Raw genomic sequence first — 14,418 nt, forward strand, 5'->3', positions numbered from 1 at the left:
TTGGTCAATCGCACCGATTTTTTGGCTTAACTCATCGATATCCGTCTGTATTTGATGATACTTGCCAGCAAGTGTTTCTCGGTCTTCATCTGTCATAGGCGTAGCAAGTTTTTGCTCTAATGCTTGCTGGGTATTGTCTAACTGCAACTTAGCCTGTTGTAGGGCATTATCAATCGCTAGTTTACGTATATGTAATGCCTCACGCTCTTCTTTAGGCAGACGCGCATTCAAAAAATCTGCTTCATCGACGAACTTTGACTCTATGAGTAAGTTAGTAAAAATGCTGTCCTGTGTATTTACGGTAGTAGTCGCCGACTGTCGCTCTGTGGCTAGCTGTTGCTCTCTGCTCTTTAATTGCTCTAAAGACTGCTGTATAGAATCTAGCTGTCTTTGCGCTATGATTTGTTTGGCTTTAGCCTCATCAGCAGCGCTGCGTAACTGGTTTTCTTCATAGTCTGTATCTTTATCTGCGAATAGCGCTTTTCTAGCTTTCTTTAATTGTTCGATAGCATTGGTTTTATGAGCAACTAAGTTCTCTAACTCTTTGAGCGCTATTTCATCATTGCTAAGCTGTGCTTGCTTGGTTTCAATCTGCGCGGTCAAAATGCTTAATGTATTAGTTAGCTGCTGTTGGCTGTTTTTCTGCTCATTAAATTGTCGTTTTAGCTGGTTTAAAGCGCTGCGCTGTTGACGCAGTCTTTCAATATGATGGTCATAATCTGCGCTTGCTAATACTGTTTGCTTATGAGTGCTTTCAATGAGTTGCTGCAGTGCGCCTTGAACGTCAGTCGCTTTGAGCGCTATCGTTAAATGATTCTCGTATTTAGCCGTTGGGTATTTACTCACCAAAGATGAAATATTGGTCATCATGGGTATGAGTACAGAAAAATTAGTGGCAATCTTATCTTCGACACTTTCAATTTTTTGAGCATTTAGCTTGATATCAGTCGTCAGATTATTAATGGCGCGACTAAGTAGCTGTTGCTGCTTTTCATCGGCTTCGATGGCAATACTGAGCGTTGCAGCACTTTCAGCTAGGTTGTCATATTCGACGACTATCGTTTTAAGAGACTGTTTATGCTCAGTCAGTTTGTGTTTGATGATGCTTAATAAGGATAAGCCCTGATCAATATGAATATCAGTATCGTTGTTAATCTGCGCAAGTGGATCGATAATTGCCACAGTCGATTCCGAATAACTATTTTCAGTGTTAAATAGCGAGGAAAGGTTAGACTGAATATCAGCGTGTAAGATTTTAGATTGCTGCTGTAAGGGCGCTAACTGCTGCTGTTGATTATTGATGGCTTCTTTTTTGGTGGCATGGTCGATATGATGTTTAGATAAAATCTGCTCAAGATTATCAATAGCAGTTTCTAATTCAGCTATATGCTGCTGAGTTAATTGCGCCTTAGTCTGTTTTATTATGGACGACTGTTTTTGATCGTCATTGGCGTCGGTATTATTATTCTTGGTACTAGGGTCTAATAACGGATGATGTTTACCATAAGGATGCTCATGCGCGCCGCAAAGCGGGCAGGGCGACCCATCCTCTAGCTCTACTATATAATCTTCAAGCTTAGCGACCTTTTGTAGTAGATGTAGATGCTCTTGCCTATCTTGCTTTTTGAGCTTAACCTCTTCAATATTTATCTTGTGACTGCCAATCAAACCTTCTAAAGTCTTAAGCTCTTGATTCAGTTTGGGTAACGTTACATTGATGTGTTGAATTTGGTTGGTACGCTCAGACAGCTGCTCTAATTTTATGTTGGCTTGCGCAATCTGGGTGCTGATTTGATCGATTTGCTCTTGCTCGCTACGCATATTAGTAATGGGCTGGTTTTGAATGAGTGTGGCTTGCTGCTGTTGTACGCTGGCAAGTTGCTCGCGTTGCTGCGTTATCAATAATTTCTCTGCGTTTTGCTGCTTATATAACCTATCAAAATCAGTCTGTAGCATGCGGGCTTGATTACTATAAGCAAGTTTATCCGCTGTTAGATTGGCATTATCTTCCAACAGCGCCATTAATTGACGACAGCTGTTATCGAAGGTCACCATATCTTTATCAAGATCATTTAGCTCTTGGTAATCGCGGAAGTACTTTTCTACATTGCTAAGCTGAGTTCTGACATCTTGCTCTGCTTGCTTGTGGTCAGCTATATCTTGACCTAATTGTTGAGTGTTACTAACTGATACCTCTTTACGCTGATTATCGCTCGCTAAAGAATAAGAGTGCTGTTTTATCTCAGCATCCAACTCGCGTGTCTTTGCAATAATAGGCAAAGTGGCTTGCAGATTGTCTGTAGCTTGCTTTTCAAGCCCATTAGCGCTATTTAGATGGGTATTGGCGTGTGCCAGCGCTGCTTGCTGTTTTGGAATCTCCTTAAGCAAATCTTGCTGCTCAACCTCTAACTGCTTAACCAAATTTCGGTTGTAGCTCAGCTCTCGGAAGTGACTGTCAATCTCTAGAGCTTTATTAGCAATGTTTAAGCGCTGTGCTTCTGGCATAAAGGCTTGCTGCGTTTGCTGCGCTGTTGCAAACTCGACCTGATAGGTCGAGAGATTTTTCTGTAGCTGCTGAACGCTATCCAGCCACTGTAGCTGTTCACTTAGGGTTTTGAATGTTTGGCGCTGTGTGTTTTGCTGTTGGTTAAAGCGCTCTAAATCTGCTACCAGTAGCTTTTCGTCTTCAATACCTAATAACGACAAGCTATTCACGCCTGCCTGTAGTTTGCCAAGTACGTCTTCCTCAGAGCGTTTTTTTTCATGAACGTTTAACGATATTTTGGCATAAATAGCAGTACCTGTTATTTTCTCTAAAATCGCGGCTCTATCGCCAATATCAGACTTTAAAAACGCGGCAAAACTGCCCTGTGCGAGCATGATGGAGCGCGTAAATTGATTGAAATCCATGCCGATGAGGTTTTGTATATAGGCAGAAGTTTTGGACTTTTTTTCTTCTAAAATCTTGCCAGTTTTGACTTCACTAATCTCATGCTTAATCGGCAATAAATTGCCCTTGGCTTTTTTGTGGGCACGATGTTGATACCAATAGCATTGATAACGCTTAGAATCAATCTCGATAATGACTTCTGCTGAGCATTCACCTGTACCTTGGGTCATTATCTCGTTCGTTGAACCAGTGATATCGCCCAGTCTTGGCGTCTGACTATAGAGTGCTAAGCAAATCGCATCCAATATGGTCGTCTTGCCAGCCCCCGTTTGCCCAGTAATGGCAAAGATGCCTTCATTAAGAAAAGCGGGATCACTAAAGTCAATGTGCCATTCGCCTTTTAAAGAATTTAAGTTTTTAAGTCGTAGTTCGATTAGACGCATGATAAGGTCTTATTTTTATAGGTAGTAATAAAAAGGGCAATAATGAGAAATGAAGCTATTATTCTAGCTAGTTTCTATCAACAGCGTTTATGATTACATAATGCTATTCAGCCTGAGTATCTTCGTGACGTAAGTTATAAACGATTTGATCATAGGCGCCACGTAAGGATGATTTTTGCTCATCAGGAATATCATGAGCAATCAAGCAACGCTCGAATACTTCTTCCTCATTTAAATCTTGTAGCGTCTCAGAGATCTGTTGTTGATTTAGTACTTTATTATAGGTACGAGTGTTTTTGATTTTTAACACCTCGCACGGCAAATTATCTACCATCGTTTGGATATGCTCACGTAACTCGCTGATAATCTCCTCACCCGTATAAATAATTTCGAGCCATACAGACTCTGTTGCGTCAAGAGATTGAATGACTTTATCTATAGCCTGATTGATGCACTCCAAATCACCTGAAACTTGCGCCAGTTGTTGAAACTTTGGAATAGGTAGTGATACTACTTGCATCTGATTAGAGTCATCTCGGTGCAGTATTTTGTTGGAAGTATCGATATTTTTAGGCATTGATTGGTTGTTTTGATCTTGCTGATCAGGGATATTTTCTATAGCAGCAGTTTTTGTCATCTCATTACTTGCTGATTGCTCGTCAAAACCAAACAAGTCATCCATAAATTCAGTCGTCTGACTGGCTACTTTCTTAGCAAATTTTTCGATCGGGGCAACGGTATTGGTCAGCTGAGGAATAATGCTGTCAATTGCATTGTTTGAGGCTGACTTTTGACTGCTCATGTCATTTGCTACTGCACCAAACTGTACCAGTAATACTTGCTTTTGTTGCTTAGCCTCGCCAAATCCCATCGCGATTGGCGAGCCTGAATAGCGAATGCTCTCACGACCACCGACACGCTGTGGCACGTGCAAATGTCCAAGCGCCACATAGTCAAAAATTTCATCGAACATGTCAGCAGAAATCTTACCGAGTGAGCCGACATAAAGCTCACGTACACCATCGTCTTCAGTAGTGGTGCCACCGGCTGCAAATAGATGCCCTGTAGCAATGATGGGAATGTGACGCTGGTTTGCTTCGATTAATTGAGCCTGCTTGGCTTTGGCAATGCTAGCTACTTCATCATAATGGGCACGAATGCCTTTAATGACATTGGCATCTTTGCTATCAGCCGACTCGCCAGCACTACTACTACGGACATCACGATCACGCAAATAGGGAACAGCTGCAATAATACAATGCGGGTTTCCATTTGTATCGTCTAACACCAATACTTCATCATTCAAGTCTTCACAAGCCGTACCGATAACATGAACGTTTAAAAACTTGAGTATATTGCTTGGTGCATCTAAAAATGTCGGCGAATCGTGGTTGCCTGCGACGATGACAATATGTTGACAGCATGATTTTGAAACTTTTCCTAAAAATTCATAATATAGCGCTTGAGCTCTATTGCTTGGGGTCATGGTGTCAAAGATATCACCAGCCACGATCAATATATCCACTTGCTGCGTGTTAATGGTGTCTTGTAGCCAACACAAAAACGACTCAAATTCGTCATAACGCATGCGTCCATAAAGCCTGCGCCCCAAATGCCAGTCGGAAGTATGGAGGATAGTGAGAGGTTTTGGCATGAATTTAGTATCGGCAGGTATGGACATAATTGAGCTTAAGGACATTTGATAGAAAGTATTCATTCTAGCAAAATTTTCTATGTTGGAGATGGCTGTCTAAAGACATATATAAGATTTCGTCCATAGCTATAATTTCTTTAAAACTGCGTACAAAACCTATACGTCATAATTAGTTGTTTTTAAAAGTAATTTGTTTTATTGGCTCCGATAAGCGGTATGTAATGGTTGATAAACGTTTACTTTATCTCTAATATGCTGTTTGTTATTGAGTTGTATCGATAGTGAAAAATTATATATCCCAAAACCTTTTAAAGGCTTACATGACATTCTTACTCTCACAAAACTAAAAAAGTGTTTCTATGAAAAAAGTCCTTAGTATTTTTGGTACACGCCCTGAAGCGATTAAAATGGCGCCTGTTGTTAAAGCTTTAGAAGCCAATCCTGATATTCAATCCATCGTTTGTGTGACTGCCCAACATCGTGAAATGCTAGATAAGGTGTTGGCTCTATTTGAGATAGTTCCCGACTATGATTTAGATATCATGAAAAGCAATCAGAGCCTGACCCAAGCTAGCTCTAGAATGCTAATGGCACTTGAGCCTATTTTACAAGAATGCAAGCCTGATTTAGTACTGGTACACGGCGATACATCGACCACACTATGCGGTGCACAAGCAGCATTTTATCAACAAATACCGATAGGACACGTTGAATCTGGGCTGCGTACCTATAGTCTCTATTCACCTTGGCCAGAAGAGGCTAACAGACAACTAACTAGTGTCATTACCAAGTTGCACTTCTCTCCAACTAAAGCTGCCGCGCAAAATTTGTATGATGAACATAACAACCCAGAATACATCTATGTTACTGGTAACACCGTTGTAGATGCCTTGTTAGATGTTAAAGATAAGTTAGAAAATAACGCATCACTACGATTGAAATTACAGCAGCAGTTTTCAGAATTGGACTTCAATAAACGTCGGGTCCTTATTACGGGTCACCGCCGTGAAAATTTTGGAGAAGGCTTTGAGTCTATTTGCCAAGCAATCAAAGATCTGGCTCAAAAGTATCCAGACTATGAGTTTGTTTATCCTGTTCATCTAAATCCTAATGTTAAAGAGCCTGTCAATCGCTTACTAAGCGGTCTTAGTAATGTCAAACTTATTGCGCCACAGGATTATTTGCCTTTTGTCTATTTGATGAGTACTAGCTATATTATTCTCACGGATTCAGGTGGTATTCAAGAGGAAGCGCCATCGCTTGGTATTCCAGTATTAGTCATGCGTGAAACGACTGAACGCCAAGAAGCAGTCGAGGCAGGTACCGTTAAGCTAGTAGGTACTCACGGTCCTACCATCGTCGCTGAAGTTAGCAATCTGATTGAAAACGACGCTATTTATTTAAAAATGAGCCAAGCCCATAATCCTTATGGTGATGGTAAAGCCTCACAACGTATTGCTAAGACTATCGTTGAGTTCTTATACGAGCAAACTGCTAAAATTGAAGCGTTAAGCTAACTTAATATTAAATAGACGGGATTAAGATGAAAAATATTTGTGTGTTTGGTTTAGGTTATATTGGTTTGCCAACTGCCGCGATATTAGCCCATCATGGTGCCAATGTCGTCGGTGTCGATGTGAATCAGCATGCGGTCGATACAATCAATCAAGGCAAGATTCATATCGTTGAGCCTGGTCTTGAAGCAATTGTTAAACAAGCTGTGGATAACGGTAGACTCAAAGCCAACCTAACGCCAGTACACTCAGATGCTTATCTGATTGCCGTACCGACACCGTTTAAGGGCGATGACCACACTCCTGATTTGTCTTATATTCATGCAGTTAGTAAAGCCTTGGCACCACTATTAGAAAAAGGCGATTTGGTCATCTTAGAATCGACCTCACCAGTAGGTGCAACAGAGCAGATGGTTGAGTGGCTTGCTGAGGCACGTCCTGACTTAACCTTTCCCAAGTATCATGAACCTGATGTTGAAGCTGATATCTATGTGGCTTATTGTCCTGAGCGCGTGTTACCAGGCAAGGTTGTGGAAGAGCTAATCTCTAACGACCGTATCATCGGCGGTATGACTAAAGAATCGACCAAACAGGCAAAAGAGGTTTATCGCATCTTTGTAGAAGGCGAACTATTAGAAACCAACTCTCGTACTGCTGAGATGGCAAAGCTGACCGAAAATGCCTCCCGTGATGTGAGTATTGCCTTTGCTAACGAGCTGTCTATTATCTCTGATAAGCTCGACATCAATGTTTGGGAGCTGATCGAGCTTGCTAACCATCATCCACGAGTCAATATCCTACAGCCGGGTACTGGGGTCGGTGGTCATTGTATCGCTGTCGATCCTTGGTTCATCGTTAATCAAAACCCTGATGAAGCTAAAATAATTCGAGCTGCTCGTGAAATCAATGATAGTAAGCCTGACTGGGTAATAGGTAAAATCAATGCTGAAATCGATAAGTTAAAAGTACAAGGTATTGAAAAGCCGACAGTAGCATTGTTAGGGTTAGCATTCAAACCTGATATTGATGATCTACGTGAAAGTCCAGCGGTCAATATTGCTCAAAAAATGCTTGAAGCTGATAATGCAGATATCTTATTAGTTGAGCCTAATATTAGTAAATTACCTGAAAAATTGAATACGGGTATGCTGGTATCTTTAAATAGTGCTGTAGAGCAAGCTGATGTAATATTGGTGTTGGTTGCTCATGGTGAATTTGAGAACTTAGACTTATCTGGCAAGAGTGTTGTGAATTTTGTAACTAACCGCTAATGTGACCAGCCTAATCATAAAGTAAGAATGCCCTTTATGATTAGGCTTACCTTGGATTTAAGCCTCCAACATTCTTTCCTCCATGAACTCATTCTGGTGATCTATGAAAAATAAGCTTTATAAGATGCTATCTAAAAGCGCTACTGATTTTAGTGAATCAGAATTAAAGGTAGTCAGTGATCTAGTTGAAGAGCATGGAGGATCTATAGATAATCTAAAAGATTATATTAGCGCGCTCGAACTTGAAAGTGAAAGAAAGTTAGTTAACAAATCAATGGAAAAAAATACGATTTCTTACCAGTTAGGAAAGTCTCTGATCGATGCTGCCAAAAGAAAAAAAAATGTCAGAATACTCAGCAAGGAGCTGTTTGCAATTTATGCTGATTCATTAAGTAGGAAAAATAAGGATTTAAGTAATGCTAACTTGCTGCACAAAATTATTATCCTACTGAATGAGCAGAAGCAAAAAGAACTACATGACTTAGCAAAAGTAAATAACGTAAGTAAACGTGGTATTGAAAAGTTAGCTAGAAAAGTAAAAACAAAAAATATAAGTAATTACTATGTAGATAAATTTGCTTTACAGCATACTTTCTCAGAAAAAAAGATCAGAATCGCGGCTATCATGGATGAGTTTACAGCACTGTGTTTTGATCCTGAGGCAGATATATATCATGTCACACCAGAGAACTGGCAGTCAGAAATTCTAGAATTTAAGCCAGATTTTTTATTCATTGAGTCAGCATGGCAAGGTAAAAATGGTCTATGGAAGACTAAGATTAGCCATCAATCAGTAGAGCTAATAAATCTAATAAAGTTTTGTGATGATAACAAAATCAGAAGTGTTTTTTGGAGTAAAGAAGATCCAGTGCATTTTGGTACTTTTTTGGGAGTAGCTGAGCTAGTCGACATCGTGTTTACTACAGATATCGATTGTATTCAAAAGTATAAAGAACACTTGGGTCATGATAGAGTTTACTTGCTATGTTTTGCCGCTCAACCAACTATCCATAATCCTATCGAAGTTTATGAGCGCCAGGATAAATTTAACTTCGCTGGCTCTTATTATCTAAAGTACCCTATTAGGCAGCGTGATTTCGGAGTCTTGTCTAAAGTTGCACAAAATTATAAGGGCTTAGACATCTTTGACCGCAACTTTAATGAACCTCATCCACATTACGAATTCCCTGAAAGTTATCAGTCAATGATAATAGGTACTTTACATCCGTCTGAAATAGCTAAAGCGTATAAAGGCTATGTATACGGTATCAACATGAATACTATTAAGCAATCACAGACGATGTTTGCTAGACGAGTATTTGAGATGCTAGCTTCTAATACAATAGTCCTAAGTAATTACTCACATGGTGTTAGACTTTTATTTGGTGATTTAGTTATTTGTTCGGATGAATCGACTGAGCTAGATAAACAGTTAAAGAGTTTTACTAAAGATCCTTTAACTCGGAAAAAGTATAGACTTCAAGGTCTCAGGAAAGTTTTGAGTCATCATACTTATCAACATCGTTTGAAATACATCTTAGAAAAATCATTTGAGACACTCTTAGAAGTTGAAACCTATCATGTCATAGTAGTAGCTTATATTAATCAAGCAAACGAGTTAGATAATGTTATTAGCAACTTCAATGAACAAGAATATTTGGATAAAGAGTTATACGTATTTAGCGATATAGATTTAGAAAATATCGTTGACAATAGGATTACTATCTATGATACGGAATCTGAGTTGTCAAAAGCTATTGAGCATTACAAAGATGACACTTACGTAACTGTGTTTAATCCAAATGACAGTTATGGTAGTTATTATTTATTTGATTTAGTGCAGAGTCAAACCTACCTCAACCATGATGATAAATCGTCTGTCACAGCTATTACCAAAGACAGTTATTTTGAGAATGTTAATGGTAAGGCCTTATTAATACAAAATAAGGAATACCAACTAGTAGATAGATTTAAATTTTCACGGAGTATAGTAAACGTTGATTTATTTATAAAAGTAGTGCTAGAAGGTGGTCAGCTTGAGAATATCAATGATTTAGAAATTAAGGAAAAAGCATTTGCTATTGATTGCTTCAACTATGTTTTAAACGGAGCTAGCCTCAGTGACGAAGAAACTTTGGATTCACATAGCAAACTCATTCTAGATGAAGGAGTTGATTTTGAAGGTAGGCTTCTAAAGGTTTCTGAAGCGATAAATATCGGTACAAATAAAAATGAGCATCTAAGTACTTACCAAGAATCGCATACATTTACTTTCTCAGCGGATGATATAGATGCTCAGCTAATTAGACCCCAAAGTAAGCAGGTACAAATTAGTAGAAATAATGCAAATATAGAAATAAAATCTACACTTCCTGATGGTAAGTTTGCCTATATTTATTTTGAAGATATATACAATAGATCTGATATCAACTTAAAACTAAATAGCCAGTTTATAGTTAAGGCAAATACGAATATGGATACACGCTCCGTATTCGTATTTTTAGATGAGAATAGAAATAAGTTATCACATCATATTGCGGCAGTTTCTCATAATCACAGCATGCCGATCCCTCCAGATTGCAAATATATACAAGTTGGATTTAAGGTTACCGGTAGTGGTCATTCATTTATAGAGTATATAAGTATTGGAGAAAAACGTGAAATAGTGAACGACTTCGTTGCCAAAAGCAATACTTTAATATTAGCAAAGCAATACCCTTCATATGATGATCTATATAAATATGGATTTTTACATAGTAGAGTAAGAGCGTATAAAAAACACAACCATATTGTAGATGTGTTTAGACTAACTAATAATAACTCTGATTTAGGTTTTAGAGAGTTTGAGTCCATTGATGTCTTCAATGGAAATAATGATAATCTGGCAAACATTCTAGAATCAGGTCAAGTAAAGAATATATTTATTCATCTTATGGATGAAAAAATGTGGAATATCATCAAGAACTATCGAGAAAGGTTGAAAATCACTATCTGGTTACATGGAGCCGAAGTACAAAGCTGGCAACGTCGTGACTTTGACCTTGTAGGTTTGAATAGCTTTGACATAGAAAGAAAAAAGAAGCTTGCTGATTACCGTTTAAGGTTTTGGAAGAAACTCATTATCGAAGAGTTAAATAGTAATATCACTTTAGTTTTTGTGTCTAATACCTTTCTTCAAGAGGTAGAAGAAGATCTGGAACTTACCATACCAAGCTCAAACAAGATGGTAATACATAATTATGTAGACGAAAGTATATTTAAATACACTGAAAGAAAACCTGAAGATAGACTTAAACTACTGTCTATTAGGCCCTATTCAGGTCCTAAGTATGGTAATGATATTACCACTGATGCTTTAATAGAATTATCTAAATATGAATTCTTTAAAGATTTAGAAGTCAATATTTATGGTGATGGGTTTGAGTTTGATTCGATTAACGAGCCTATACTCCAATTTGAAAACGTTCATTTACATAAGCAATTCTTAAGTCATCACGAGATCGCAGCAGCACACAAGCAACATGGTATTTTCTTAAATCCTACAAGATGGGACTCTCAAGGTGTATCTAGGGATGAAGCAATGTCTTCAGGTTTGGTGGTAGTGACAAATAACGTAGCAGCAGTTCCAGAGTTTATCTCTGATGAAGAAGGTGCATTGTTTGAAGGTGAAAATGTCAACGAAATGGTTGAGAAGATTGTAGAAATTATTCAAAATCCATCTTTGTTCTTGATTAAATCCCAAGCTGCAAATGAACGAGTTAACTTACAATGTGGATTTGATAAAACAATTATTAAAGAAATTGAGCTTATGGATTCAACGTCGATGCTAAATGATGACTTATAGTGTCTAGTTAAGTTTATCATATTGAAATCAATGTTTTTTTTATAGTAAATCGTTTGTAATAGGGCATAACAATCAGGTTAATTTTTATGTATAAGTTAATAGATATAAAAGGTATAACCTTTTATATTAATGAAATAGGCACTAGCATAAAAGTTTCCTTAAATAAAAAAGAAGATAAATATGTTTATGCCTGTTATTTTTATTTTAAAGGGAATGTGGTAAAAAAACACTATCAGAACTCTGTGGATTTCTCTCATGACATTAATCTAAAAGCCTCAAAAATACTAAAGGTTAGATATTTTTTATGGAATAAAGAAAAAGATTTACGTACATCTCAAACGATAGATATTACAGAACAATTAAGTTTATTTAGTATGTATTTATACTTTCAAGATGATGTATCAAATCAATACTTATTGAATAAAGATGTTGAAAAGTATATATCTAACATAGAAAATACTAAGAGAGGGAGGGAGTTATTTGAAAACAACAAATTTGAACTTACTTCTTTTCCCGCTGTTGAATGGAAAGGTTGGGAAGCTGACCCGTTTAATAATAGGTCTTGGCAGTGGGCGCTGCATTGGTTTGATTTTAACAAACATCTCATATCCTTTCATAATAAAACTCAAAATGACGCAGTACTGCTTAAACTCAAAAGCCTTAATAGTAGTTGGATAGAAACCTATCTATATAATGAAGGTACGGATTTTGAGTTTGTATGGCATGATCATGCCACAGCTCTCAGAGCTGAGCAGATACTATTATTACTTTTCTACTTAAAAAAACATACCGTAAATTGGGTTTATAGTAATTTTGATTTCGTTCTTTCATTGTTTGATACCTTGTGTGTTTTAGGGAAGAAACTGCAGCGAGATGATTTTTATTCTAAACATACTAATCATGGCTTAGAGCAAGTTCGAGTTTTAATGTTATTAGGAATTTTTTTAGATAATAGTGAATGGATAGATATCTCAGTATTACGTCTTAATGATGAGCTGGATTTTTCGTTCACTACAGAAGGTGTGCATAAAGAGAATAGTCCAGGGTATCATCAGTTTGTATTTAAGATTTTTTTGTCTATAGTTGAAGATTTCCCTACTTATGTACTTAAGGACTTGGGTCCTAAGTTTGAGAATATAGCCTCCAAAGCTTTGGTGTATATCACTCACATATTAAGACCGGATAATAAACTACCTATTATCGGGGATACGGAGCTGAAACCTACTAGTGATGCGTACTCCAATTTCTTCGCTGGAACTATAGAGTATGAAAATTTTCTGTATTCTATAACTCAAGGTAAAAGAGGTAAAGCACCTAGTAAAAATACTATTGTTTATCCGCAATCAGGGTATGCAATATTTAGAGATGTGTGGGGCGAAAACAAAGACTTTACTGATAGTACACACCTGATTTTCAAAGCTGGATGTTTGAGTCCATATCATCATCAACAAGATGAAAACAACGTTACTCTTTATGCTTTTGGTGAAGACTGGCTCGTTGATTCTGGGCTTTATAACTATGTAAATGAAGATCCTATAAGACACTATATTCGTAGACGACAAGCTCATAACATTCCAATAGTTTCCAATGCTAACTATAATAATGACTTTAATCATAGAATAGATAATTGGTCGATATATGACTATAGTGAAGACAGCAGTAACCCTTATGTCGCTGCTAGAAATAGAGTGTTAGTGGCTGTTGAACATGATAGAAGGATATCATTTGATGTAGCTAATAAGCAATTACTGATGAATGATAAGGTTTATTCTTTAGACGAGAGGTATAGAGATGTGTCTTTCTTATTACACTTCCCTAATGATAAAAAAATTAAAGTTCATAAAAATATAGTTTCGGTAACTTCTATGAATAGCGGGGTCAGCATGAAAATCTATTTTTCTATCAAGCCAGATTTAATCACTGTAGAAACAGGTATTGTTGAAGGAAAGATAAAAAGTATTATCTCCCATACTAGCAGAACATATGAAGATAGTCATGTCTTAAAGATAACCTATCTAAATAGAAAAGTTACCAATTTAGAGACTGAGTTCGTTTTTGAGAACCAAGGTAACAAATAATAATAGCCATAGCTTAGTTTAAGTATATTCTTGATTTATTAAGAACTATTTTACTTGTTATATTAGAATCTATGTTCTTAAGTCATACAAATCAAATTCAAAAAGATAATTCATCATGCGTAGCACCAAGAATAAAACGAGCAATAATATGAAAGCATCAAACATCCATCTTATCGAACTACTAGAGCTACCATTAGAAGCACCAATCTGGTATCCAACGGCGGTTAAGCCAGGTCAAAGTATCAGTATCAAGGCGATGGTAAAGTACCTAAATATCAGCCTTACTAGCAATCGTAAAGCTGTTCTGCTAATCAGAGCATATGATGATGTTAATGAAGAGGTTGATGTATCTTTTGAGAATATGTTTAGATCAGATACCTTTGGTGCGCACTTTAAATATCTTGTTCCTACGCAAGGAGAGATAGAAGAGCTATATACATTCGTTGTACCTGAAGGAGTAACAACTATACACTTTGGATTTAATAGGTTTTTATGTTCAGAGAATGAGCAGGTAATAGTTAGCGATCTTACGATTCATCCTGAAGTAATTGAATTATCTAAAAAGCTGGAAACACCAGATAACTATCTCATAGAAAATCTATCATTACCATTAGAAGCACCAATCTGGTATCCAACGGCGGTTAAGCCAGGTCAAAGTATCAGTATCAAGGCGATGGTAAAGTACCTAAATATCAGCCTTACTAGCAATCGTAAAGCTGTTCTG

General features: G+C 37.3%; 7 protein-coding genes. 5 read left to right on the forward strand and 2 right to left on the reverse strand.

Translation table 11 applies throughout. The annotated features are described in order from the left end of the window. The coding region (locus B2575_RS05330; RefSeq protein WP_296240469.1) for an AAA family ATPase at positions 1 to 3,333 on the reverse strand (3,333 nt) is incomplete at its 3' end. Between the two features lie 103 nt (positions 3,334 to 3,436). After that, complete coding sequence (locus B2575_RS05335) at positions 3,437 to 5,014, reverse strand: exonuclease SbcCD subunit D C-terminal domain-containing protein (RefSeq protein WP_296240470.1); 1,578 nt, start codon at positions 5,012 to 5,014, stop codon at positions 3,437 to 3,439. A gap of 332 nt (positions 5,015 to 5,346) precedes the next feature. Here B2575_RS05335 and wecB point away from each other — a divergent pair, with 332 nt between their 5' ends. The 5 genes from wecB to B2575_RS05360 form a co-directional block, all read left to right on the forward strand. Beyond that, positions 5,347 to 6,504 (forward strand): non-hydrolyzing UDP-N-acetylglucosamine 2-epimerase, encoded by a 1,158-nt coding sequence (gene wecB / locus B2575_RS05340; protein ID WP_296240471.1) that lies wholly within the window; start codon positions 5,347 to 5,349, stop codon positions 6,502 to 6,504. 26 nt (positions 6,505 to 6,530) lie between these two features. Then, entirely contained in the window at positions 6,531 to 7,772 is a 1,242-nt protein-coding gene (gene wecC, locus B2575_RS05345) for a UDP-N-acetyl-D-mannosamine dehydrogenase (protein ID WP_296240472.1), read from the forward strand. Positions 7,773 to 7,875: 103 nt separating this feature from the next. Next, on the forward strand, positions 7,876 to 11,616 hold the full coding sequence (locus B2575_RS05350) for a glycosyltransferase family protein (RefSeq protein WP_296240473.1): 3,741 nt from the start codon (positions 7,876 to 7,878) through the stop codon (positions 11,614 to 11,616). 86 nt (positions 11,617 to 11,702) lie between these two features. Beyond that, a complete protein-coding gene (locus B2575_RS05355; protein WP_296240474.1) occupies positions 11,703 to 13,694 on the forward strand; it encodes a heparinase II/III domain-containing protein in 1,992 nt (663 codons plus the stop codon). 148 nt (positions 13,695 to 13,842) lie between these two features. Beyond that, the coding region (locus tag B2575_RS05360; RefSeq protein ID WP_296240476.1) for a hypothetical protein at positions 13,843 to 14,418 on the forward strand (576 nt) is incomplete at its 3' end.

The sequence above is a fragment of the Psychrobacter sp. UBA6739 genome, from assembly GCF_002453835.1.
Classification (GTDB): Bacteria; Pseudomonadota; Gammaproteobacteria; order Pseudomonadales; family Moraxellaceae; genus Psychrobacter; species Psychrobacter immobilis_A.